The 23,937-nt window shown below is 64.2% G+C and carries 26 protein-coding genes and 1 pseudogene; 13 read left to right on the forward strand and 14 right to left on the reverse strand.

The features are described 5' to 3' along the window. Positions 1–16: 16 nt before the first annotated feature. The 4 genes from C2I19_RS08905 to C2I19_RS08920 form a co-directional block, all read right to left on the reverse strand. Positions 17–484: an NUDIX domain-containing protein gene (locus C2I19_RS08905; protein WP_103902352.1), complete on the reverse strand. Its 468-nt coding sequence runs from the start codon at positions 482–484 to the stop codon at positions 17–19. A gap of 71 nt (positions 485–555) precedes the next feature. Continuing rightward, positions 556–1,701, reverse strand: coding sequence for a pseudouridine synthase (locus C2I19_RS08910; protein ID WP_439647043.1), 1,146 nt, complete (start codon positions 1,699–1,701; stop codon positions 556–558). A 337-nt stretch (positions 1,702–2,038) separates the two neighbouring features. Further along, the gene (gene scpB / locus C2I19_RS08915) at positions 2,039–2,671 is read right to left on the reverse strand and encodes an SMC-Scp complex subunit ScpB (protein ID WP_103902354.1); all 633 of its coding nucleotides are present in this window, start codon (positions 2,669–2,671) and stop codon (positions 2,039–2,041) included. An 81-nt stretch (positions 2,672–2,752) separates the two neighbouring features. Continuing rightward, positions 2,753–3,271: a GNAT family N-acetyltransferase gene (locus tag C2I19_RS08920; protein WP_158253672.1), complete on the reverse strand. Its 519-nt coding sequence runs from the start codon at positions 3,269–3,271 to the stop codon at positions 2,753–2,755. Positions 3,272–3,388: 117 nt separating this feature from the next. Between C2I19_RS08920 and miaA the strand changes: the two genes are divergently transcribed. Next, positions 3,389–4,366 carry a tRNA (adenosine(37)-N6)-dimethylallyltransferase MiaA gene (gene miaA, locus C2I19_RS08925; protein WP_103902355.1) on the forward strand — a complete coding sequence of 326 codons (978 nt, stop codon included), beginning with the start codon at positions 3,389–3,391 and terminating at the stop codon, positions 4,364–4,366. Between the two features lie 52 nt (positions 4,367–4,418). On the opposite strand, the gene C2I19_RS08930 is transcribed toward miaA, so the two are convergent. After that, positions 4,419–5,009 (reverse strand): C39 family peptidase, encoded by a 591-nt coding sequence (locus C2I19_RS08930; protein WP_233201151.1) that lies wholly within the window; start codon positions 5,007–5,009, stop codon positions 4,419–4,421. A 12-nt stretch (positions 5,010–5,021) separates the two neighbouring features. Next, positions 5,022–5,729 (reverse strand): hypothetical protein, encoded by a 708-nt coding sequence (locus C2I19_RS08935; protein ID WP_103902356.1) that lies wholly within the window; start codon positions 5,727–5,729, stop codon positions 5,022–5,024. A 283-nt stretch (positions 5,730–6,012) separates the two neighbouring features. On the opposite strand from C2I19_RS08935, the gene C2I19_RS08940 reads away from it, so the two are divergent. Further along, positions 6,013–6,276 (forward strand): hypothetical protein, encoded by a 264-nt coding sequence (locus tag C2I19_RS08940; protein ID WP_103902357.1) that lies wholly within the window; start codon positions 6,013–6,015, stop codon positions 6,274–6,276. Positions 6,277–6,333: 57 nt separating this feature from the next. Here the strand turns inward: C2I19_RS08940 and C2I19_RS08945 are convergent, their stop codons facing one another. From C2I19_RS08945 to C2I19_RS08965, 5 genes are all read right to left on the reverse strand, one after another. Next, on the reverse strand, positions 6,334–6,681 hold the full coding sequence (locus C2I19_RS08945; protein WP_103902358.1) for a RidA family protein: 348 nt from the start codon (positions 6,679–6,681) through the stop codon (positions 6,334–6,336). A gap of 52 nt (positions 6,682–6,733) precedes the next feature. After that, complete coding sequence (locus C2I19_RS08950) at positions 6,734–7,876, reverse strand: trans-sulfuration enzyme family protein (protein ID WP_103902359.1); 1,143 nt, start codon at positions 7,874–7,876, stop codon at positions 6,734–6,736. A 66-nt stretch (positions 7,877–7,942) separates the two neighbouring features. Continuing rightward, positions 7,943–9,313: a pyridoxal-phosphate dependent enzyme gene (locus tag C2I19_RS08955; RefSeq protein ID WP_103902360.1), complete on the reverse strand. Its 1,371-nt coding sequence runs from the start codon at positions 9,311–9,313 to the stop codon at positions 7,943–7,945. Positions 9,314–9,419: 106 nt separating this feature from the next. Further along, entirely contained in the window at positions 9,420–10,256 is an 837-nt protein-coding gene (locus C2I19_RS08960) for a class I SAM-dependent methyltransferase (RefSeq protein ID WP_103902361.1), read from the reverse strand. Positions 10,257–10,426: 170 nt separating this feature from the next. Beyond that, a complete protein-coding gene (locus tag C2I19_RS08965) occupies positions 10,427–11,608 on the reverse strand; it encodes a DesA family fatty acid desaturase (RefSeq protein WP_103902362.1) in 1,182 nt (393 codons plus the stop codon). Positions 11,609–11,768: 160 nt separating this feature from the next. On the opposite strand from C2I19_RS08965, the gene C2I19_RS08970 reads away from it, so the two are divergent. Next, a complete protein-coding gene (locus C2I19_RS08970) occupies positions 11,769–13,373 on the forward strand; it encodes a YdgA family protein (RefSeq protein ID WP_233201152.1) in 1,605 nt (534 codons plus the stop codon). A 66-nt stretch (positions 13,374–13,439) separates the two neighbouring features. Here C2I19_RS08970 and bfr read toward each other — a convergent pair whose 3' ends face one another. Together bfr and C2I19_RS08980 are read right to left on the reverse strand one after the other, a co-directional pair. Next, complete coding sequence (bfr, locus tag C2I19_RS08975) at positions 13,440–13,916, reverse strand: bacterioferritin (protein WP_103902364.1); 477 nt, start codon at positions 13,914–13,916, stop codon at positions 13,440–13,442. Between the two features lie 101 nt (positions 13,917–14,017). After that, complete coding sequence (locus tag C2I19_RS08980; protein ID WP_103902365.1) at positions 14,018–14,218, reverse strand: (2Fe-2S)-binding protein; 201 nt, start codon at positions 14,216–14,218, stop codon at positions 14,018–14,020. 59 nt (positions 14,219–14,277) lie between these two features. Between C2I19_RS08980 and C2I19_RS08985 the strand changes: the two genes are divergently transcribed. The 10 genes from C2I19_RS08985 to C2I19_RS09030 all read left to right on the forward strand — a co-directional run bounded on the left by C2I19_RS08985 (position 14,278) and on the right by C2I19_RS09030 (position 23,652). Beyond that, positions 14,278–14,745 (forward strand): NUDIX hydrolase, encoded by a 468-nt coding sequence (locus C2I19_RS08985; protein ID WP_103902366.1) that lies wholly within the window; start codon positions 14,278–14,280, stop codon positions 14,743–14,745. 22 nt (positions 14,746–14,767) lie between these two features. Then, on the forward strand, positions 14,768–15,364 hold the full coding sequence (locus tag C2I19_RS08990) for a hypothetical protein (protein ID WP_103902367.1): 597 nt from the start codon (positions 14,768–14,770) through the stop codon (positions 15,362–15,364). Further along, positions 15,361–16,437, forward strand: a complete 1,077-nt coding sequence (gene mnmA / locus C2I19_RS08995) for a tRNA 2-thiouridine(34) synthase MnmA (RefSeq protein WP_103902368.1) — start codon at positions 15,361–15,363, stop codon at positions 16,435–16,437. Before C2I19_RS08990 ends, mnmA begins: the two co-directional genes overlap by 4 nt. Before the next feature lie 118 nt (positions 16,438–16,555). Beyond that, positions 16,556–17,335, forward strand: coding sequence for a substrate-binding domain-containing protein (locus C2I19_RS09000; protein ID WP_103902369.1), 780 nt, complete (start codon positions 16,556–16,558; stop codon positions 17,333–17,335). Then, positions 17,332–18,177 carry a substrate-binding domain-containing protein gene (locus tag C2I19_RS09005; protein ID WP_103902370.1) on the forward strand — a complete coding sequence of 282 codons (846 nt, stop codon included), beginning with the start codon at positions 17,332–17,334 and terminating at the stop codon, positions 18,175–18,177. The genes C2I19_RS09000 and C2I19_RS09005 overlap by 4 nt, the downstream gene beginning before the upstream one ends. A 15-nt stretch (positions 18,178–18,192) precedes the next feature. After that, positions 18,193–19,272, forward strand: coding sequence for a TAXI family TRAP transporter solute-binding subunit (locus C2I19_RS09010; RefSeq protein WP_103902371.1), 1,080 nt, complete (start codon positions 18,193–18,195; stop codon positions 19,270–19,272). Between the two features lie 33 nt (positions 19,273–19,305). Then, positions 19,306–21,144, forward strand: a complete 1,839-nt coding sequence (locus C2I19_RS09015) for an SLC13 family permease (protein ID WP_103902372.1) — start codon at positions 19,306–19,308, stop codon at positions 21,142–21,144. Continuing rightward, positions 21,141–22,184, forward strand: coding sequence for an ABC transporter substrate-binding protein (locus tag C2I19_RS09020; protein WP_103902373.1), 1,044 nt, complete (start codon positions 21,141–21,143; stop codon positions 22,182–22,184). The genes C2I19_RS09015 and C2I19_RS09020 overlap by 4 nt, the downstream gene beginning before the upstream one ends. Positions 22,185–22,223: 39 nt before the next feature. After that, entirely contained in the window at positions 22,224–23,267 is a 1,044-nt protein-coding gene (locus C2I19_RS09025; protein WP_103902374.1) for a type I glyceraldehyde-3-phosphate dehydrogenase, read from the forward strand. A gap of 1 nt (position 23,268) precedes the next feature. Then, a complete protein-coding gene (locus tag C2I19_RS09030; protein WP_103902375.1) occupies positions 23,269–23,652 on the forward strand; it encodes a 3TM-type holin in 384 nt (127 codons plus the stop codon). A gap of 5 nt (positions 23,653–23,657) precedes the next feature. Here C2I19_RS09030 and C2I19_RS22450 read toward each other — a convergent pair. Then, positions 23,658–23,937, reverse strand: a pseudogene (locus C2I19_RS22450) (MFS transporter); the annotation flags it as partial.

Here is a 23,937-nt window from a genome sequence, read left to right on the forward strand (position 1 = left end):
GGACAATCATGTCTCATTATGCCTGAGTTTGCGGCAGCGGCTCGCCCGCCAGCAATGCCAGGCAATACGGCAGCAGCGCCTTCGGCCGCAACCTCACCCGCCGCAGCGCCGCGGCATCCAGCCACACCAGTTCATAATGGTTGTCCGGCGTAAGCTTGGCCAGCTCAGGCCCGCCCAGGCGCAGCAAGCCGCGATGCTCGCGGGCCACGAAGACATGCTCGGTGCGGCTTTTGCTCTCCAGCACGCACAACTCGCCGCCCAGCCAGACATTGAGCCCGGTTTCCTCGCGCGTCTCGCGCACACAGGCCATCGCCGGCGTCTCGTTCTTCTTGATGTTGCCGCCCGGCAACACGAAGAACTCCTTCTCGGGCTTGACCCTGCGCATCAGCAGCAGGCGGCCATGCTCGACGATCACGATGGAGGCGCGCAGCCTGCGCTCCGGCAAGTCCCAGAAGGCGTCGGCGCCTTCTTCCCGCAGTTCCATTCGTTCCTCGCAATAAAAAGCGGGCGCCGCCCCATGGCGCTCGCCCGCGTGTCACGACTCGTTCCGGCCGATTACTCGGCGCGCGCAGCCTTGGGCTTGCGCGCGGAGCCGCGGCGCTGGCCGCCAGCCTTCTTGCCGCCGGTCACGGTCAGATTGGACCACTTCATCACTGCAGCCACCTCGGCTGCGTTCAGCTCGTAGAACTGGCCGCGCTTCAGCCGCGGCGGCAGGCCGATATTGCCGAAACGCACGCGCATCAGACGGCTCACGGTCAAACCGAAATGCTCGAACATGCGGCGCACTTCGCGGTTGCGGCCTTCCTTGATCACCACGTTGAACCACTGGTTGGCGGACTCTTCCTGGCCGCCGGTCTGGAAGATGCGGTCGAAGCGCGCCTCGCCGTCCTCCAGTTCCACGCCCTTGGTCATTTCCTTCATGATCTCCGGCGTCAGCTCGCCCAGCACGCGCACGGAGTACTCGCGCTCCACTTCGAAGCTCGGGTGCATCATGCGATTGGCCAACTCGCCGCTGGTGGTGATCAGCAGCAGGCCGGAGGTGTTGACGTCCAGACGGCCGATAGCCACCCAGCGGCTGGATTTGGCCTGCGGCAGACGATCGAACACGGTGACGCGGCCTTCCGGATCGTCGCGGGTGACGATCTCGCCCTCTTCCTTGTGATACATGATCACGCGCGGCAGACGGTCCGGCCATTTCAGCTTGATCGCATCGCCTTTGACCGTCACCTTGTCATGCGGGCCCACCTTGTCGCCCAGGCTGGCTTTCTTGCCGTTGACCAGCACCAGGCCGGCCTCTATCCATTCTTCCATCTCGCGGCGGGAGCCGACGCCGGACGAGGACAGGGCCTTCTGCAGACGAACCGGCTCGATCTCATTCAGATCGACGCGCACTTCCTTCAGCTTCTGCGCCTTGTTCTTGATGTCCTGGCTGGGACTGCGCAGGCGCAGTTTTTTCGCCCTCTGCACTTGTTGCTGCTTGGGCTTGGCCTCGCCACGCGGCGCGGTTTCGGCGCGGGCCTGGCCCTCGGGCTTGCCCTCTGCCTTGGCGCGACCGCCTTCCGCCGGATTGCGGGTCTTGCCGGCCGGACGAGCGGCGTTCTTGTTGCCAAAGCGCTGCTCGTGGTCCAACGCGACATTGCCGTTGACGTCGCCATTGCTGTCGCGCTGGTATTGCGGCTTGCGGTTGCCGGCGGCCAGCATCTGCTGCTCCTGTTCGCGGCGGCTCAGCTTGAACAGCGGCACGCCGTTCTGCGTCGGCGCGATCGGGTTGCCGTAAGCATCGCGCGCCTGGCGTTGGCCGCCTCGGCGCGCCTGCTGGCCCTGCTGCTGGCCCTGCTGCTGTTGCGGGAAGCGCGGCTGGATGCCAGCGGAGGAGGAGTTTTTGCCCTGACGGGCCTGGCCCTGGCTCCGGCCGGCGTTCTGGCGCGGCTGCGAGGTTTCACGGCCTTTGACACGCGCGACCGGTTGGCGCGCGTGGCTACGTTGTCCTTTTGTAGACATGTGTTTGCTCTTTCCATGCGAGCAACTGGCGGAAGCGTTATTCCGCGACTGGCTCTAAATTGTCCGCCTCATCGTCGAGGGGGATGTCGTCTGCGCCCGCGTCGGGGCGATCGTCCTGCGTCTGGCTATCCGGCACTATCAAGCTGCCCAACTCCGCCAGAGGCGGCAGGTCGTTCAGCGAGACAAAGCTCAGATCGTCCAGAAATTTGCGTGTCGTGGCGTACAGGCCGGGACGGCCCGGTACGTCCTTGTGACCGATGACTTCAATCCAACCGCGCTCCAGCAGGGTCTGCATCACGTTGGTCGAGACCGATACGCCTCGTATCGCCTCGATATCGCCTCGGGTCACAGGTTGTTTGTAGGCGATGATCGCCAGTGTTTCCATCACCGCCCGCGAGTAACGCGGGGGCTTTTCCGGATTGAGCCGATTCAAATAAGGCGTGAACTCGGCCCGGGCGCGAAAGCGCCAGCCCGAAGCCAGCTTGACCAGCTCTATGCCGCGACCGCGCCAATCCCCCTGGATGTCTTCCAGAATATCGTTGATCAGCGCCGCCTTGACGTCCTCGGTGAACAGCCGTTTCAACTGGGAAACGGACAGCGGCTCTTGCGCCGTCAGCAAGGCTGTTTCCAGCACGATCTTAAGATATTTTAAATCGGTAATGGTGGACATTAAACCGGGATGTCGGAAAACCTAGGGACTATATACGCGGGAAACGGCGGATTCTACACGACTTTTCCCGCGCGAGAAACATTATTCTATCAAACTGGCCAACGAGGCCAGACTATAGCGCCTGGCCACGCTGCCGTCCGCTTGCGGCATGTCCTCCAAGCGCTGGCCGCCGCACGCCTCTATCGTGCGAAGCCCGGCGATGTTGGCGGCATCGCACACCAGCACCCAATTGCCGCAGGCCGGCGCAGCCGCCATCGCCTGCACGTACTGCAGCAATACCCGGCCATAGCCATGGCCGCGCCACGACGACAGCACTTCGAAACCGATATGGCCGATTTCATCCTGAATCACTTCGGTCTCGCCTTCGCGCAGTCTGGCCGCGCCGACAATCTCGCCGTCGTCGGTCAGCAAAAACCAGGTCTGGCACGGCACCCAGCCTTCGGGCAGCGCCTCGGCATCCGCATGCTGCAACACTTTGCTCAGCCAGCCGTCGGCATCGTCGGGCAGCTCGCAATAATAATCGAAGCCCTCCTCGCGGCAATGCCGGAAATAAAGACGGTAGGCGGATTGATGCTGCTCGCTGGCGGCTTCGATTTTCATGGATGGCTCCCCTGGTCGATACTCACATCGTAAACAGCTGAGCGGCAAGGTCAAGCCTTTCGCGCATGCCGCAGCCGGCTGTGCGACAATCGCCCCCTGACCGCAGCGAGCAACACCATGAGCGACACCCCACAAGCGATACTGCTGATGGGCCCCACCGCCTCCGGCAAAACCGGACTGGCGCTGGAGCTGGCCCATCGTTTTCCGGTCGAAATAATCAGCGTCGACTCCGCGCTGGTCTATCGCGACATGGACATAGGCAGCGCCAAGCCCTCGTCCGAGGAAATGGCCGCCTGCCCTCACCACTTGATAGACATCATCAGCCCGTTGCAAAGCTATTCCGCCGCGCAATTCCACGCCGACGCCAACCGGCTGATCGTTGACATCCAGTCGCGCGGCAAGCTGCCGCTGCTAGTGGGCGGCACCATGCTGTATTACAAAGCGCTGCTGGAAGGCTTGTCCGACCTCCCCCAGGCCGACGCCGCATTGCGCGCCGAGCTGGATGCCGATGCCGCGCGGCTGGGTTGGCCGGCGATGCACGCACGCCTGGCGGAGCTGGACCCTGCCACCGCAGTCCGGCTCAACCCTAACGACTCGCAACGCATTCACCGCGCGCTGGAAGTATGCCTGCTCAGCGGCAAGCCCATGTCCGCACTGATCGCCCAGGGCAAGGAAGCTGCGGCGGACTTTCGCTTCCTGCCGCTGGCGCTGGCGCCGCGCGAGCGCGGTTGGCTGCACTCACGCATCGCCGAGCGCTTCCGCATCATGCTGGAACAAGGCTTCCTGGACGAAGTCAGCCGCCTGCGCGCGAACTATCCGGAACTGACGCTGAACCTGCCATCCATGCGCTGCGTCGGCTATCGCCAGGCCTGGGAGCATCAGGATGGCCAGTATGGCTTCGATGAATTTGTCGAACGCGGCGTCGCCGCCACCCGCCAGTTGGCCAAGCGCCAGTTAACCTGGACGCGCAGCCTGGATGTGATCCCCGTCGATGCGCAACGCGATGATCTGCCCGGCCTGCTCTCGTCGGCGGTGGAAGACTTCCTGGCTGAGAGGCCGCCGGCCGACTCGCTGCGCTACAACGGCGACTTCTGAATGAGGCGACGGCAGGCAAACCGCCTGCCATCCCCGCATCGCCCGCGCGCGCTCAGGGGCTGACGCTCATCCGCAAGGTATGGGTCCAGTCATGGTCGCTGGCCGACACCACATTGCCGTAAGACGCGTAAGTCATGCCCTCGCCCGGCCACGGGTTCATCATATACAGGTAATTGCCGCCGCTGCCGCTCTGGTAGCCGCGGCCGACGATGAAGTGGCCGCCGCCGCTAGTCCAGCCATAACGGATCACGAAGGGCCTGTTGGCCTGGATGTCCTGCAGCACATGGGTCCATGACAGATAGTCGTAGACTGTGAAATTGGACACCCCCCAGTTGCTCAAGATGTCCTGCAGGCTGCCGCCGCCGCCAAACATATTATTGGGACTGTTGGCGTCGCTGTTCCAATTGAAATTGCTGTTGCCGCAGGCATAGTTGATGCCGAAGGCCCAGTTGACGATGGCGCACTGGCTAGGCGTTTGCTTGTACCAAGCCAACACCGCCTTGCTCGAGCCGGCCCAGCACCACTGGCTGTGCTCCTGCACCGTCAGCGGCACGCCCAGCACCTTGCTGTCTGCCTGAACGGCGGCTGCGGCGGCCAGCATCGCCAGCGCAATGGCGGTCTTTCCCAAACCTTGCTTCATCATGATGCTCTCTCCTCAGCGCCAGTTGGATAGATTGCTGCGCACCGCGGCGCGCAGCGGCTCGAGCAGCGTCTGCCCATCCAGCAGCGCCCGCTCTCCCTCCGCCTGGCGCTTCAGCGCCAGAGACGCATAAGCCGAGCTCAGCGCGGCGAAACGCGGCTGCCCGCCGCCTGCCGGCGTCACTTCCAGAAAATCCGATTGCGCCTGAAAAACGCGCAGGAAACGCAGGCTGGCTCGGCCCGAATCCCCATAAGCCGCCCGCAGCGAGGCCAGATCCCGCGCCAGGCCGGCCGCGCCAAAGGAAACCGCCTGCCAGCGCTCTCCCGTTTTCTCCACCGTCACCAGCCCCACCGGCCGCGCCTGCTGATAGACAGTAAAGCGCCAGACGCCTGTCGGCGACATCTGGCGACTGAGATTCGCGTCCTCCGCCAATACTTGCTGCGGCGTCACGCTATACACTGGGAAGCCATCGCCGATGCGCAGCGCGGCCAGGGCGCGGGCATCGCTCACATCCAGCGGGAATTCGCCAGGCAAACGGGCGCCGAAGTCCTGCGCGCCCTGCCGGGCGAAACCTGCCAGGCCCAGCTTCGCGGCCGCTTCGGCCTCATTCTGCTGTTGCGCCAGCTGCGCCGCGGACAGGGGCGCGGCATATGACGACCCGGCACCGCCAGCGAGAACGGCCAGGCCCAGCCAGGCCGCCGTGATCACGGATTTGGACTGCATCTCTTGACTCTCCTGTATTGGGATTGCGTTTACAGTTCGACACCGCCCCCTGTTGCCTGGGAGCATGAGCATAGTCATAGCAGTCCGAATACCCGCGCCCTATCCGTGAAACAACGGTCCACTCATTTGATTTAAAATAAAAAACTCATTAATATCAATTACTTGAATACTTAAGTCAAAGCGAGTTGCAAGATAGGGCTTGCCCGGAAGGTCAGTATCGCCTCTATCCAAAAAACAACGGCTCGCCTATGTTGAAGCTGTCTACCTCGACACGGACCATGCCATGCGCTACCTGCCGCCGCTCCTACTCCTCTGCCTGGCGCAAGCCGCACTCGCCTCGCCGCCGCCCGAAAACAGCCGGGTGCCGCCGGATGAAGCCTTTCAGGCCTGCAATGGCAAGAAAGCCGGCGACGCGGTGAATTTCACCACGCCGCGCGGCGAAAAAATGAGCGGAAAATGCAAACTGCTGCCGGCGCGCCTCGCCGCCGTGCCGGACCATCCTCCGCCGCCGCCCGGCTCCACGCCGCTGCCGCCTCCGGGACAATGAAAAAGCCCGCGGCCTTCCGGCGGCGGGCTTCGGCGCTATGCGCGGCGGATGGCGCGATCAGCGCGCGGCGACCAGCTTGATTTCTACCTTCCACGCCGGATTGGCCAGTTTGGCTTCCACCGTGGCGCGGGCCGGCACATGGCCTGCCGGCACCCAGGCGTCCCAGGCGGCGTTCATCGCGTCGTAATCAGCCAGATTGGCCAGGAAAATAGTGACGTCGACGATCTTGGCCTTGTCCGAATCCAGTTCCGCCAGCAGCGCGTCAATCTGCGCCAGCACGTTCTCGGTCTGGCCGCGGGCGTCTGCCTCGGTGTTTTCCGGAACCTGGCCGGCCAGGAAGATCAGGCCATTGGTCACCACGGCCTCGGCCAGACGGGCGCCCTGCTTGTGACGGTAGATGCTCATAAGATTCTCCATATGCGGTGAGGGGTCGCCGTCGATTCTAGCGGCAAAGCGCTCAACTGTCCCGGCCGGCCCGTTCCAGGTCCGCGATCAGCGCCGCCTCGCCCTCCACGCCCACGGACAGCCGGATCAGGTTGTCGTGTATGCCCAACGCGGCGCGGCGCTCGGCGGGAATCGAGGCATGGGTCATCGCTGCCGGCAGGCAGACCAGGCTTTCCACCCCGCCCAGGCTCTCCGCCAGGGCGAACAGCTGGAGCTTGGCCAGGAAAGCTTTGACGTCGCCTTTCAGATAGAAGGACACGATGCCGCCGTAGCCCTGCATCTGACGGCGCGCCAGTTCATGCTGCGGATGGCTTTCCAGCCCTGGATACAGCACGCGCTCCACCCACGGCTGCGCCTCCAGCCAACGCGCGATGGCCTGCGCGTTGCGGTTGTGCTGCTCGACGCGCAACGCCAGCGTGCGCAAGCCGCGCAGCACCAGGAAGCTGGGGAAGGCATCCAGAATGGCGCCTACCGCGTTGTGCAGGAAGGCCAGCTGTTCCGCCAGTTCGGGCTTGTCGCGGCTGGCCACGGCCACGCCGGCCACCACGTCGGAATGGCCGTTCAGGTATTTGGTGGCGGAATGGACGACAATGTCAAAGCCGAAGTCCAGCGGCCGCTGGTTGACCGGCGAGGCGAAAGTGTTGTCGACCACAGCGATCAGATCATGGCGGCGGGCGATGGCGGACACCTGCGGCAGATCCACCAGCTGGTTCAGCGGATTGGACGGCGTCTCCACCCAAATCATCCGGGTATTGGGCCGAATGGCGGCCTCCAGCGCGGCGCTATCGGCGGAGGCGACATAAGTCACCTCCAGGTTGGCGCTGAGCTTGCGCACCTTCTCAAACAAACGGTAGGTGCCGCCGTACAGGTCGTTGACCGCGATCAGGTGGCTGCCGGCCGGCAACAACTCCAGCACAGTGGAAATGGCGGCGAGGCCGGAACCGAAGGCATAGCCGCGCAGGCCGCCCTCCAGCTCTGCCACCGCGCGTTCCAGCGCCTCGCGCGTGGGGTTTTGCGAGCGGGAGTATTCATAGCCGGTATGTTCGCCCGGCGCGTGCTGACGATAAGTGGAGGTCGCGTAGATAGGCGGCATCACCGCGCCGAAGGCATCCTCATGCGCGCCGGCCGTCACGGCCAAAGTGTGAAAATCGGTCATGTTTCCATCCTTTTCTAAATCATGCGCCCGGCGCATCGCGTCCGGGCGGCGAATCGATCAAGCGGCTCAGGCCGCACGCGGCTGGCGGCGCCAGAAGGCCAGCAGGTCGGCCTGGGTAATCAGGCCCAGGTAGCGGCCCTGCTCCACGATCAGCGCGATATGGCCTTCATTGAACACCTGCAGCAAGTCCTGCAGCGAGGCCCGCGGCGACAAGGTCCGCACCTGGCCGCTCATCGCGCTCCGCACCGTGCGGCGGAAGTTCTCCGGCTCGCCGTGCACTGACAGCAGCAAGTCCCATTCATCCAGCACACCCACCACCTTGTCGTCTTCCAGCACCGGCATCTGCGATACGTCGTGCAGCCGCATGCGCTGATAGGCCGCGCTCAAGGGCTCGTCCGGATGGCAAGACACGGTGCTGCCGTCCTGGTGGCGGCGCACGATCAGATCAGTCAGGCCGCCCACTTCGGGCAGGCGCAGCATGCCCTGATCCACCAGCCAGTCATGGTTGTAGAACTTGGACAGGTATTTATTGCCGCTGTCGCACACCAGCGTCACCACCCGCTTGGGCTCGGTCTGCTCGCGGCAGTAACGCAGCGCCGCCGCCAGCAAAGCGCCGGACGAGGAACCGGCCAAGATGCCTTCGGCGCGCAGCAAATGCTGCGCGGTGTCGAAGCTTTCCTGGTCGCTGACCCGATAGGCGCGCTTGACCATGGACAGATCGGTTTGCGGCGGAATGAAATCCTCGCCTATGCCCTCGATCAGCCAGCTGCCGGCCTGGCCGTAACTGCCGGTTTCGACATAGTCCGCCAGCACCGACCCCACCGGATCCGCCAGCACAAAGGCGGTGGCCGGCGATTGCCGGCTGAAAAAACGAGTCAGCCCGGTCAGCGTGCCGCTGGAGCCGACGCCGACCACCACCGCATCCACCTGCCCATCCATCTGGCGCCAGATTTCCGGTCCGGTGGTGGTTTCATGCGCCAGGGGATTGGCCGGGTTATTGAACTGGTCTATGTAGTAAGCGCCCGGCGTGTCCGCGGCTATGCTCGCCGCCAGGTCCTGGTAATACTCGGGATGGCCCTTGCCGACATCCGAGCGCGTCAGCACCACTTTGGCGCCCAGCGCCTGCAGGTGCAGGATTTTCTCGCGGCTCATCTTGTCCGGCACCACCAGCGTCAGCGCATAGCCCTTTTGCGCGGCCACCAGAGCGAGGCCCAGGCCCGTGTTGCCGGCGGTGGCCTCGATGATGGCGCCGCCGGGCTTCAGTCTGCCCTCGCGCTCGGCCGCCTCGATCATGGTCAGCGCGATGCGGTCCTTGATCGAGCCGCCGGGATTCTGGCTTTCCAATTTCAGGTACAGCTCGCAAGGACCCGTGTCCAGGTGGCGAACCCGCGCCAGCGGCGTATTGCCTATCAGGGAAAGAATCGAATCATCTTTCATTTTCTCACTCCTGGGTATTTGAAAATAATTTTTAGTAATTTTTGGTTATATAAAAAGCGGAAGAATGTCTATTTAAGACCGAGCATTTACCAGATATAGCAAGCCCTTACACCACCGCGCTGGCCTGCATGAAGCTATAGAAGAACACCAGCTCCGGATCGCTGCGCAGCTGGCGCAGTTCGCGCGTCATTTCCTCAACCAGTTGCGCGTCGACGCTGCCCGCCTCGATCAGTTGATCCGCCGCCGACAGCAGCAACTCGGTCCAATAATCCAGCACCAGTTGCCGGCGATGCGGCTCGCGGCTGTCCAGATGCCAGGTCTTGACCTGAGTCTGCACGTCTCGGAAACCCAGCCGCTGCAAGATATTGCCGAGCTTGGCGCCAATGAAGGGATCGCCGCCCATCGCCAGCTGATGGTCATTGAAGGCCAGCCAGTATTGCTGCAGCCGCGCGGAATACGGCGCCATGAAGAACGTGGCGTTCATCGCCTCCGTCGCGTACAGGCGCGCGCCGGGCTTGAGCACGCGGCGGGCCTCGGCCAACACCCGCTCCGGCGCATGCACGTGCTCGAGTATCCAGCACAGGAAGGCCGCGTCGAAGGTGGCCGGCGCGAAATCCATATCCTCCGCGTCCATGTGCAGCAGCGTGGCGCGCTCTTGGAACGGACTGCCTTGCAACCGCTGCCGCGCCACCGCCAACTGACGCTGGCTGAAGTCTATGCCGGTGATGTTCAGCTCGGGGTAGCGGCGCAGCAGGATTTCAGTTTGCGCGCCGACGCCGCATCCGACTTCCAGTAAGCGGCCGCCGCTAGAGAAATCGACATCGCGATAGACCATGGCCTCGGAAAAGCGGGCCTGCCGCACCAGGCGCGCCTGCTCCGCGGCGGAAAATCCGTGTATGTATGGCTGATCCGGCAGGTTTTCCGCCGGTGACAATGCACTCATTGATGACCTCGCGCAGATTAGCAACGGACGGTCATTATATTTCCATTCAATATTAAAAACACATTTTTTATTTCTAATTTGAATATAATAAAAAGCTCTAATGCCCTGCCGCGCAATAAAAAACCCGCATCGTCTCGATGCGGGTTTCTTCGGGAATGGCTTGATGGCCATCAAGCCAGAGCGGTCTGCCTCAGGCTTAGCGAGAAGCGCTGCAGCGCGGCGATGCCGGACGCCTCCGCCCGGCCGCACCAGTCCTGCAGCTCATTCAGCAGTTGCTCGCGCGTCAGGCTGGAGCGCTCCCACAAACGCGTCAGCTCTTGCCGCATATTGTAGATGGTGGCCAGCACCTGGCTTTGTTCCAGCAGCTGCGCCAGCTGCGCGCGCTCGGCTTCCGGCGTGTCCTTGGCGTCCTGCTTCAGCCATATCTTCATCTTGCGGCCCAGCATGGTGCTGGGCAGCTCCGGCAGATTGAGCTTGCCCAGTTCGGCGTAGTACTCGGCCTTCAGCTCGCGGGCATAGCGCGCGGCGATGGCGTAGCGATTGGCGACGATGGCCTGCAGATGCTCCAGGTCCAGCTGCGGACGGGACGGATCCTGCGCCAGCTGCGGCGCCACCCTGCGCACGGTGGCCAGCTTCAGCGTTTCCAGAATGCGGATATACATCCAGCCGATGTCGAACTCGTACCACTTGTACGACAGTTTGGCCGAAGTGCCGAAGGTATGGTGGTTGTTGTGCAGCTCTTCGCCGCCCACCAGGATGCCCCAGGGCACCAGATTGGTGGACGCGTCCTCGTTCTCGAAGTTGCGGTAGCCCCAGAAGTGGCCCAGGCCATTGATCACGCCGGCGGCCCAGAACGGGATCCACACCATCTGCACCGCCCAGATCGTCAGGCCGGCGGGGCCGAACAGCATCAGGTTAATGATCAGCATCAGCACGATGCCCTTGGCGTTGTGCTTGCTGTAGACATTGCGCTCCAGCCAGTCGTCAGGCGTGCCGTGGCCGAATTTGTCCATGATGGACTGGTCCTTGCAGGCGGCGCGATACAGCTCCGCGCCTTCCCACAACACTTTCTTGATGCCTAGCACCTGCGGGCTGTGCGGGTCTTCGGCCGTTTCGCAGCGGGCATGGTGCTTGCGATGGATGGCGGCCCATTGCTTGGTGACCATGCCGGTGGTCAGCCACAACCAGAAACGGAAGAAGTGGCTGGGAATCGGGTGCAAATCCAATGCGCGATGCGCTTGATGGCGATGCAGAAAAATCGTGACGGAGGCGATGGTGATGTGGGTCAGGATCAGGGCGGCTACGATATAGCCCCACCACGGGAGGTCCAGCAGACCGTTGAGCCAGTTCATGTATCTGATGCGTCCAGTGACTTAGAGACAAAGCTCTATTCTATAACACAGCCCGTTGACTGTCAGAGCGTTTTTTCCGCCCCGCCCGGCTGGGCTGCGCATCCGCCGCGGCATTGGTGTACCATAGGGCTTCATTTCACCCTAGTTCAGAAAAATACTAGTGTTGCCAAAACGCAAACTGACCATCGCCGGCGCCGCCATCGGCGGCCTGTTTGTCCTGTACGCGGGCTCCAGCTACTGGGCCGGCGTCAAGGCCGAAGACACCTTGCAGGAGCAGTACCGGATGCTCTCCGGCCTGCCGCTGTTCAAGGTCAAATCGCACAGTTACGAGCGCGGCTGGTTCTCGTCCACAGAGACCACCGAACTGGTGTTCAACCGCCATCTGTCCGGCCCGTATGAAAACATGCTGCCGGACAATATGAAGCCCTTGCTGAACTCCACCATCAAGTTCACCAACCACGTTCAGCACGGTCCGCTGCCGGGCTTGTCCTCGTTCGACCTGCGTCCGGGCCGCGCGCTGGTGAAGACCGAGTTCGCGATGAGCGACGCCACTCGCAAGACGCTGAAGACCTTCTTCGGCGACAAGGAACCGATCACCATCGTCAACCACATCGGTTTGCGCGGCGGCGGCTTGCTGGACGTCAATGTGCCGGCCTTCGACTACGAAGAGGCGCTGTCCGGCGTCAAGATGAAGTGGAAGGGCTTCGACCTGAAGGTCGATTACTCGCACAACTACCAGGAATACAAGACCGAGGCGCTGTCGCCGGGCTTCTTGCTGGAGGCTTCGAGCAAGGGCGCCGTGTCGTTCGACGGCGTGCACTACGCCTCCGACACCCGCCTGGGCGCCACCGGCGTCAAGCTGGGCACCAGCGAGCTGACCATAGGCGGCGTGCAGCTGACCTCGCGCGAAAGCATGCCGTACAGCATCAAGCTGAACGAGCTGATCTACCTGATGACCCGCGTGCGCGTCGGCGAATTCGTCAACCCCTCCGGCGAATTCAAACCGTCGTCAGTGGCGCTGAAGAACTTCAGCTACCAGATCGTCACCAGCGAGCAGGACGACTTCGTCAACACGCGCGGCAAAGTCAATTTCGCCGAACTGAGCTTCAATGACCGCCGCTACGGCCCGATGCGGCTAGACGTGTCGGCCAATCACCTGCACGGCCCTACCCTGGTCAAGCTGGACAAGGCGATAGGCGCGATCCCGTTCGAAGGCGTTGACCCGGCCGTGCTGCGCAAGCAGTACATCGACACCATCAAGAAGAACGCTGTGCCGCTCCTGGAGAACAATCCCAAGCTGCTGATCAACGAGTTCTACCTGAAAATGCCGACCGGCGAAGCCAAGCTGCAGGGCAGCCTGGGCATCAACGGGCTGCAGTCGGCGGATCTCAACGACATCACCCTGCTGGCCAAGCGCATCGAGGCAGAAGCCAAGCTGAGCCTGCCGCGGCAGACGCTGGAGGATCTGGTGCTGGCGCAGGCGCGCAATCTGTTCACGGTGGACCACACCGCGGAAGACCAGCCCAATATGCAGGAAGTGGACGACCTGGCCAAGAGCTTGCTGGACAGCCAGCTGGCGCAGTGGAAAAACGACGGCTACCTGCTTGAGGACAACGGCCAGATTTCCACCGAGCTGAAGTACGACGCCCATGGCCTGACCATCCACCAGAAGAAAGTGCCGCTGCCGTGGCAGGAGGAGGCGGAGCCCGCGGGCGACGCCTCCGCCCCCGCGGCGGAGCCGGTCAAGCCGGCGGCGAAGAAATAGACCGCGAGCCGGTCGACAAAAAAGGCTGTCGTTGCGACAGCCTTTTTCTTTATGCGCCTCGCGGACTCAGGACGCGTCTTCCATCTGGCTTTGCAGATAGTTGGGCAGGCCCACCTTCTCGATCAGGCCGAGCTGAGTCTCCAGCCAGTCTACGTGCTCTTCCTCGCTCTCCAGGATGTCTTCCAGCAGATCGCGGCTGACATAGTCCTGAGCGGTTTCACAGTAGGCGATGGCCTCGCGCAGCAAGGGCAGCGCGTCCATTTCCAGCTTCAGATCGCACTCCAGCATTTCCTTGGGATTCTCGCCGATGTGCAGCTTGCCTAGGTCCTGCAGATTGGGCAGTCCCTCAAGAAACAGCACGCGCTCGATCAGCTTGTCGGCGTGCTTCATCTCATCGATCGACTCTTCGTATTCGTGCTCGTTGAGCTTCTTCAGCCCCCAGTTCTTATACATGCGCGCATGCAGGAAGTACTGGTTGATGGCGGTCAGTTCATTCTTGAGGATTTGGTTCAGGTATTTGATGACCTTCTTATCGCCTTGCATGGCTTGCCCTCCCAGAAAATTATCCAGGCATTATGGCACAGCGGAACGTCAGCTCAAGGCGAAATCGCGGGCCTCCCGGGCGCCGGCGCGCGGCAAGGCAATCAGGCGGCGCTGCGCGCCACCGAGCAGGCAGCCAGCTCGGCCTGGGCGTCCTTGCGGATCTGGTTGGCCATGCAGGCGCATTTGCCGCAATCGGAGGCGACGCCGAGTTCGCGGCGCAGATCGCACATGCGCGAGGCGCCGCCATGCACCGCTTCGCGGATCTGGCTGTCGGTCACTGCATTGCACAGGCAGACGTACATCGGAGCCCCCTCTGGCTTACAATCAAGAATAGTTATCATGATCATAGAGACAAACAAGAATGATTGTCAATAACATCGATAGAGAATGGAAGCCGAATACCACAGTCGCCGCCATCGTCGAACGCGACAGCCGCTTCCTGATGGTGGAAGAAAATACGCCTGACGGCCTCAGGCTCAACCAGCCCGCCGGCCACCTGGAGCGCGGCGAAACCTTGCTGCAAGCCGTCATCCGCGAAACGCGCGAGGAAAGCGGCTGGCGCTTCGCGCCGCGCGGGCTGCTCGGCGTCTATTTGGCCGACAAGCCCGGCAGCGACATCACCTACGTCCGCTTCGCCTTCTGCGGCGAAGCCCTCGCCCCGGCAGCCGACGCCCCGCTCGACGACGGCATCGTCGCCGTGCGCTGGCTGACGCGCGACGAAATCGCCACCCAGGCGGACAGATTGCGCAGCCCCGTCGTGCTGCGCTGCGTGGACGACTATCTTGCTGGCATAATCCATCCGCTGGAGTTGATACGCGATTTGCGCTGAACCACCCACCGGATACCCAACCATGCCTAGAGCCCTGCTGCCTCTGCTGTTGCTGCTCGCCCTGCCGCCGGCCTTCGCCGACGCGCTAAACATCTGTTATCATTACCGATGTTCCCGGCAGACCTCTTTCGAGGTCACCGACGAGGCCCAAGCCTGGCTGGCCACGCGGCTGGCCCGGGCAGACTCGCCGCAAAGCGAGCGCGCAGCGGTGGCGGACGCGGTGCAGACGCTGTACTTCCTCGCCGCGCAGGATTCGCCCATCTGGCAGGACAGGGGCGGCAACAGCCACGACGGCCCGGCCGAGGGCCGGATGGACTGCGTGGACCACAGCAGCAATGTCACCACTTTTCTGCGCTATCTGGACCGGCAAGGCTGGTTGAAATACCACCATGCGGCGCCATCTGAATGGCGAGCGCCGCATATTCTGGACCTGCACTATACCGGCGTGCTGCATGACGTCGCCGCCAAGCAGGACTGGGCCGTGGACACCTGGTTCAAGGATTTCGGGGAACCGCCCGTGGTGGTTCCCCTTTCAGTTTGGATGACCGGATACGAGCCGCCGGCCGTATCCGAGCCTGTCAAACAGGCAAGCAACAGTAAGGAAGGAAGCACCCCGTGACGGGTAAGAAACGCATCGTCGTCGGCATGTCCGGCGGCGTGGATTCGTCGGTGACCGCCTGGCTCTTGAAGCAGCAGGGCCATGAAGTGATCGGCGTATTCATGCAGAACTGGGAAGACGACAACGACGACGAATACTGCTCGATCAAGCAGGACGCGTTGGACGCGATGAGCGTGGCCGACATCGTCGGCATCGACATGGAAATCGTCAACTTCGCCAAGGAATACAAGGACCGCGTGTTCTCGTACTTCCTGAAGGAATACTCGGCCGGCCGCACGCCGAACCCCGACGTGCTGTGCAATGCCGAAATCAAGTTCAAGGCCTTCCTCGATTACGCGATGGCACTGGGCGCCGACTGCATCGCCACCGGCCACTACGCGCGCAAGCTGGAAAAGGACGGCACCCACTACCTGATGAAGGCGGTGGACCACACCAAAGACCAAAGCTACTTCCTGTACCGCCTGCAGCAACACCAGCTGGCCAAGGCAATCTTTCCGCTGGGAGACATCCGCAAGACCGAGGTGCGCCAGCTGGCCGAGCAGGCCGGCCTGCCCACCGCGGCCAAGAAAGACTCCACCGGCATCTGCTTCATCGGCGAGCGGCCGTTCCGAGAATTCCTGCAGCGCTATCTGCCCACCTCGCCCGGCCAGATGGTCACGCCGGAAGACAAGGTCGTCGGCGAGCACATCGGCCTGATGTATTACACCCTGGGCCAACGCAAGGGTCTGACCATAGGCGGCAGCAAGGACGGCAATGGCGAGCCGTGGTTCGTCGCCGGCAAGGACATACCGGCCAACAAGCTGATCGTAGTGCAGGGCCATGACCATCCGCTGCTGTTGAAGCCCACGCTGGCCATGGCGGACTTGAGCTGGACGCTGCCGGATGAGCCCGCGCCCGGCGAATACAGCGCCAAGAACCGCTACCGCATGGCCGACGCGGCCTGCAGCCTGTCTCCCATCGTGGACGGCCAGGCCAGCCTGACCTTCCGCGAGAAGCAATGGGCGGTGACGCCGGGCCAATCTGCCGTGCTGTACGATGGCGACATCTGCCTGGGCGGCGGCATCATCCGCTAAGCCGCGCGCCTCCCCCACCCCGCCCAGGCGGGGTATTTTTTTGTCGGCGACGCCGCCAGGCCTCACGTCGCCCGCCGGCTCTCGTCCATGATCTCATCCGCAATCTTGATGAGACGCCATGCCCCGCTTCCTCGCCTTGCTATGCGCCGCGCACTGCGCCGCCGCCTATGCCGCGCCCCAGCCGGCCCTCCAGCTTCGCGGCGCCACGGCGCTGCTGCCGCTCATGCAGCGCGCCGCGGAAAACTATATGGCGCGCGAACCTGGCTCCAGCGTGGTGGTGGCGTCCGGCAGCAGCGCCTTCGGCGTCAAGTCCTTGCTGGACGGCAGCGCCGACATCGCCATGGTGCACGGCGCGATTCCGCAAAGCCTGCAGACGCCGCTGCGCAAGGACCAAGCCTGGCAGCCGCTCGTCGTCGGCTACCAGGCGCTGATTCCGGTCGCTCACCCTGACAATCCGGTGTCCGACATCAGCCTCGCCCAGCTGCGTGCGGTTTTCAGCGGCGCGATTTCCAACTGGCGGGAGTTGGGCGGAACGGATAGCCCCATCACCGTGCTGGTGGACCCGCCCGCCGGCGGCGCCGGCCTAGCCTGGCGCGAAGTCGTTCTGGGGGCCGATGGACGCTTCTCCCCGCGCAGCGTGCTGTTGCCGCGGCGCGACTGGGTAGCGCAGCTGGCCCGCCACCCGGAAGGCATCGCCATCGTCGGCGCCGACGAGCTGAGCCCTGGCCTGAAACGGCTGACGCTATCCGGCCAGCGCGCCGACGCCGCGGCAGTAAGCAGTGGCCGCTACCCCTTGCGCATCCCCCTGCTGTTGCTGACTGCGCGACCTCCCGCGCCGGCCTGCGCCGCCTTTCTGCGCAGCCTGGCCGCGCCGCGGCAAGACGGCGCCTACCGATGAGTATCGCCAGCCTGCTCAGCCGCCCGTCGCGCAGCCTGCGGTTGTACGCCTTGCTCGCGCTTGCGGTCGCCACGCTGTCGACGCTGGCGCTGGCGCTCCGGCCAAGCCCGGCTCCGCTGCCCTTGATCGTGGCAGGCTCCGGCCAACTGCAAACCTTGCTGCGCGACCTGGCAGCGGCTTACGGCCAGTCCGGCGGCATCCAGATAGAGGGAGGCGGCTCCGAGGCCGGCCTAGCGGCGCTGCGCCGCGGCGTGGCCGACCTCGCCGCCGTAAGCCAGAGCCTGCCCGATTGGCAGGACGACACGCAGACCCACTTTCACTTGCTGGCGCGCAACAGCATCGCCTTCATCGTCAATCGCAGCTCATCCTTGCGCGGACTGTCACAGGGCCAACTCCAAAGCGTACTCACTGGAAAGATCGTCAATTGGAAAGCCCTGGGCGGCCAGGACGCGGTCATCCGGCTGCTGACGCGGCGCGAGGCCTCGCCGACCCGCCAGTTTGTCGAGGAGTCCGTGCTCGGCCACCACAATCTGAGCGGGCTGGCCGAACCGCTGGACAGCGCCGACGAGATGATGCGGGCCGTGGAAAACGACCCCAACGCCCTGGGCTACGTCTCTTTGCAGGAGGCCCGGCAAAGCCGGCGGGTGGTCTTGCTGGCCGTCGACGGCGTGCCGTTTTCCCGCGCCACCATCTTGTCGGGCCGCTACCCCTATGTGCAGGACCTGTATTTGGTGAGTCTGGGCGACGAAAGCGCGCCGCGCGCCGCGCCGCTGCTCGCCTGGCTGAAGACGCCGCAGGCGCAGGAAACGATAGAGCGGCACCAATTGATTTCCGTTTACTGAACCCGGAGCGCGAAGATGGCACGCGAACTCGCCGACACCCTGAACCAGCTGCTGAATCAGCAACCGCGCCAACGACGGAAGCTGCTGGCAGCCGGTCTGTTCGCCGCGCTGGCGGCGGCGGCGGCCGGCTTCCTGCTGGACGCGCTGCCCGGCTCCGCCTCGCTGCGCATCGCCGGCAACGACGTGGTGAGCAATCGCCAGTTTCTCTCCCGCATGCTGCAAGAGGAGGCCGCGCGCCATGGCCTGAGCCTGCGGATTCTGCCGGCCATGAGCACGGAGCAAGCGCTGGAGCGGCTGAACCGCGGCGAGATCGATCTCGCCCTGGTGCCGGCCGGCGCCAACGGCCGCTATCCCAACGTGACGCAACTGGCCGCCATGCCGCCCGAGCTGGCTCACCTGCTGACGCGGCCGGGCATAGACCAGCTGGCGGATCTGCGCGGCAGACAGATAGACCTGGGCCCGCGCGGCGATCAGCTGAGCGACAACGCCCGCGGCTTGCTCGAGTTCGCCGGCCTGCGCGCCGACCGCGATTACCTGGAAAGCAATCTGTCGCAGGAGGCGCTGATGTCGCTGCCCGCCGACCGGCTGCCAGACGCCATCGTCACCGCGTCCTATCTGCCGTCCATGCTGGCCGATTTTCTGATTCGCCAGCGCGGCTATCACCTGATAGCCCTTCCCTTTCCGGACACGCCGTCCAGCCGTCTGGATTGGGCCGCTCCGGCCGAAATTCCCGCCTATCTGTACGGCGCGGCGCCGGCGGTGCCGCCCCAGGCGCTGCGCACGGCCGGCATGAATTTGCATCTGCTGGCTTACGGCCAGCTGGATGCCAAGGCCGAATACCGCTTGCTGGAGACCCTGTACAGCCCGGCCCTCGCCGTGCGCCTGAACATGAAGCTGGACGAGGCGCTGCTGACGCGGCCTTCCGGCTTTCCGCTGGCGCGCGGCGCCCAGCTGTTTCTGGAGCGCAACCGCCCGCTGCTGTCGCGGGAGAACTTTGAAAAAGCCAAATCCCTTGGCGGCTTCCTGGCGTCGCTGATGTCGGCGCTGCTGCTGGCGCGCCGCTGGTTCCGCGGAGAAAAGGTGGAGCTGAGCTGAAACGAGACAATTTCCAACCAGGATCAGGACGATATGACGCACGCACCCGACAGCAAAGACCTTGACGAACTTTGGCGCCACCCGGCCCTGCAATCGCTGACGCCGACCGAGCGCGCCAGGCTGGCCAGCCGGCTGCGGCTGCGCAACCTGGCGCCGGACGAGCGCCTGTTCTCCAGCGGCGATCCGGCCGAGCAACTGTATCTGATCCGCAGCGGCAGCCTCACGCTGCGGCATCATGAGCGGCAATGGAGCCAGCAAGCGGGCTTCGTCGGCGGCGAGGCCGCCCTGGGCAGCCTGTTGCGCTGCAGCGACGCCCAGGCCGACTGTGAGACGCAGCTATACGAGCTGGCGCTGCCGGGCATGCAGGAACTGGCAGACCGCCACCCCGCGCTGAAAGCGGCCCTGTTCGCCTCTTTCGCCAATCAGGCGGCGCCGGATGCGCCGCCCGCTCCGCCCTCCGTTCCCGAACGCGGAGCCTGGCGGGAAATAGCGGGATGGCTGACGGCCATCGCCGCGCCGCTGCTCGCCTGGCATATCTCTCAAGCGCAGCTGCCGCCCGACAGCGCCATCTTCATCGGCATCCTGGCCTGCACCGCCGCGATGTGGATCTTCAATCTGGTGCCCGCCTTCGTGCCAGCCCTGTTCGCCCTGCTCGCCATCGTGCTGTTCGACATCGCGCCGGTTTCGGTCGCCGCCTCCGGCTTCGCTTCCAATGGCTTCTTCATGCTGCTCAGCGTGTTCGCCATCGGCGCGCTGATGACGGTGTCCGGGCTGACTTACCGCATCTCGCTGTGGATTCTGCGCCGGGTGCCCGCCACCCCTCGCTGGCAGCAGGCCAGCCTGTGCCTGTACGGCCTGGCGCTGACGCCGGTGATGCCGTCCCAGCTAGCCCGCGGCGCCATCCTCGCCCCCTTTCTGTCGGCCTTGCTGGAAAGCGGCGACAAGCGCCGCGATGCCGCGACTGCGGCCGGCCTGTTTTCCAGCGCGATAGGCGGCATGAGCCTGGCCGCCGCGGTGTTTCTCACCGGCAAGCCCGCCAACCTGGTGGTGTTCGGCCTATTCGACAATCAGACCCAATTCGCCTTCGACTGGTTGCCCTGGCTGTGCGCGGCCTCGCTCAGCGGCGCGCTGCTGCTGGCCATGCATTTCGCCGCCATGCGGCTGCTGTTCCGCCGCGCCTCGCCGCAAGGCATTCCCGCCCGCGTCATCGCGCTGCAGGCCGACGCGCTCGGCCCGATGAACCGCAAGGAGCGTCATGCCCTGATCGCCATCTCGCTGGTGTTGCTGGGCACGCTGAGCGCGCCTTACCACCAAGTGGACATTTCCTGGCTGTCGCTGGCCACCCTGGTCGTGCTGCTGCTGTTCGGCGCACTGCGCAACGAGGACCTGAATCAAAGGGTGGACTGGTCCGTGCTGATCTTCATCGGCTCCATCATCGCCTGGGTGCCGGTCATGAACCTGACCGGCATAGACCGGCAAATCGCCGCCACCTTCGGCTGGCTAGGCCTGTTCATGAAGTCCAGCCTGCCCGCCTTCCTCGGCCTGCTATGCCTGGCCATCGTGCTGCTGAGACTGGTGCTGCCGGAACTGGTGGCGGAAATCCTGCTGCTGACGCTTCTGTTGCCGCTGGCCCACGCCGCGGGCGTATCGCAATGGCTGATAGGCTTCGCCGTGCTGACGATGTGCGAGTCCTACCTCTTTCCCTACCAGGCGCCTTACCACTTGCTGCTGGATAGCCAGCTGGCCGCGCTGCAGCAAGCCGGCTGTTACGACCGCGGCCTGGTGCTGCGCTACAACCTGGCGATGACCCTGGCCCGCGCCCTCTCGATCTTCGCCGCCCTTCCCTTCTGGTCTTTGCTGGACATCGTATGATCAAGAAACTGCTCCTCGCCGCCAAACTCGCCTTCGCGCTCGGCTTCGCCGCCCTGGTGGTCGCCCACAAGCTGCACAGCGCGCGCATCCTGATCATCCACAGCTATGACGAGGACTACAGCTGGGTCAAGGAGGAGAACGACGGGCTGACCCGCTTCTTCAACAAGCATCCCGAGGTCTCGCTGCATTGGCACTACCTGGACCTGAAGCGGCACGGCGACGAGGACTCTCAACGAGCGGCGGCGGCCGCCGCCGCCAATGTCATCGCGCGCTGGAAGCCAGACGTGCTGATCCTAGTCGACGACATCGCGCAAAAGCTGGTCGGCGCCCGCCACCTGAACCAGCCTGACCTGAAAATCGTCTTCGCCGGCGTCAACAGCGAGCCGCAGGCCTATGGCTACGACAAGGCGAACAACGTCACCGGCATTCTGGAGCGCAAGCCGCTGCGCGCGGTGGACGATACGTTGCAAACGCTGTGGCACAACAGCGACGGCGACGCTGGCGTCAAACCCCGCGCGCTGCTGATAGGCGACAAGTCCTTCGACTTCGCCGCCGGCCTGTTTGAATACCAGGATTTCCAGAATCAATGGCGCCACATCCGCTGGATGCCGCCGGTCACGGCCGATACCTTCGAGGAGTGGAAAATGCTGGTGCTGCGCGCGCCCGCGGTCGCCGATTTCCTCCTGGTCAGCGACTACCGTCAGTTGAAGCGCGAGCCAGGCGGAAAAATCTTCGTGCCGCCCGCCGAAGCCATGGCCTGGACCGAACGCAACGCCAAGATCCCGGTATTGGGCCTGACCACCGCCGCCACCCAGGACGGCGCCATGATGGGCGTGGCCACCGCCGGCTACGAACAGGGCTGGGAAGCCGCGCGCATGGCCTACGCGCTGACGCGCGGCGTCCCGCTCAGCCAGCTGCCCATCATCAAGGGCAAGGAGTCCATGGTTTCCATCCGCAAGTCGGCGCTGGAGCGGCGCGGTTTCGAGATGCCCTTCATCTACGAGGCCTTCGCCCGCGCCAAGGACCTGCAATTCGACTGAACCCTGGGCCACCGCATTCACCCACGCAGGAAAACCGCAATGAAGAAACTGAAAGTCGGCCTGAATGGACTGGGCCGCATCGGCCGCGCCATTTTTCGCATCAATCAGCAGCGCCAGTTGTTCGACCTCGCGCTGATCAATGAGGCGCAGCAGGATGCCGCCAACCTGGCTTATCTGCTGAAATACGACTCCATCCACGGCGTTCTGCCGGAACGGATCGGCTTTGGCAGCGGGCACTTGTCCATAGAGGAGCAGCCTATCGCCTTGAGCCATTGCGCGGACATCGCCGAAGCGCCGTGGCGCGAGCACGAAGTGGATGTGCTGATCGACGCCTCCGGCGACGCGCGCAACCCGGCCCGGCTGGCCGCCTGGCGCGACTTTCCGGGCTGGACCATCACCACGCACGCGGTCAGCCATCCGGACATCCACACCGTGGTGTTCGGCGTGAACGACAAAACCTTCGACCCGCTCAGCCAGCGCCGCCTGTCGTCCAGCATCTGCGACACCGTGGCCCTGGCGCCCATCGCCGCGCTGCTGGAGCAGCGCTTCGGCATCGCCCGCGGCTATCTGACCACGCTGCATCCCTGGCTGGGACAACAAAGGCTGCTGGACGGCCCGGCCGTCGTCGCGGGGGCGGACGGGCTGCAGTCCCACTTCGCGCTCGGCCGTTCCGCCGTCAACAACCTGATCCCCAAAACCACCAGCGCGGTGAAGGCCGCCGACGCCGTCCTGCCGGGCCTGTCGCAGCGTTTGCAGGCGCTATCCTATCGCGTCCCGACCAGCATAGTCAGCTCCGCCGTGCTGAACGTGGAATTGAAGCAAGCCGGCAGCCCTCAGGAGCTGTCCGCGCTGCTGCGCTACGCCGAGCAAAAGCAGCACCTGCCCATTCTGCGCAACTCCAGCGATCCCCTGGTATCGCATGATTATCTGGGCAGTCCTTACTCCGCCATCGTCGATCAGCGCTGGACCGAGGTGCAGCATGAACGCCACGCCAGATTGCTGTACTGGTACGACAATGAATGGGGCTACAGTTCGCGCGTGGTGGATCTGGTCGCCCTGATCGCGCGCGACGGGCAGCCCTAGGATGGAAACGCCGCCGGCCGCCGCGCTAGACCGGCTCAGCCAATTGTCCGCGCGCTTGGAGCAGGACGCTCGCCAGCGCGAGGAAATGCGACAGGAGTTGCTGCGCCTGCTGCAAGCGGAAGAGGCGCTGCCGCGGCGGCCGGACACGGAACTGCCGGCCGCTGCGGGGGATGCCCGGAGCGCCGGCCTGTTCGAGTCTGGCTGGCGTCCGTATTGCGGCTGGGTATGCGGCGCCGGGCTCAGCTATCAGTTTCTGCTTCGCCCCGTGCTGAACGGCCTGGCTTTGGGCCAGTTTCCCCCGCTGGAGGTGGACACCCTGATGACGCTGCTGTTCGGCATGCTGGGACTAGGCGTCTATCGCACCATAGAAAAAGTGAAGCGCTGAACCGCCTAGCGCGCCGCCAGCGGTGGCAGGCGGCGCAGCCACAAGGCGATGGCCAGCAAGGCCAACAGGCCCGCCGCCAGCGCCGCGGCCACGCCATGCCAGCCGCCGCGGCCCCACATCAGGCCGGAGAAAGAGCCATATACGCTGGAGCCCAGGTAGTAGCAGCTCAGATACAGCGCGGAAGCCAGCGCCTTGGCTTCCCGGGCGCGCAGGCCTATCCAGCTGCTGGCGACGGAATGGCCGGCGAAGAAGCCGAAAGTGAACAGGGCGATGCCGGGCGCCATC

The sequence above is a fragment of the Chromobacterium alticapitis genome (genome assembly GCF_002924365.1).
Lineage (GTDB): Bacteria > Pseudomonadota > Gammaproteobacteria > Burkholderiales > Chromobacteriaceae > Chromobacterium > Chromobacterium alticapitis.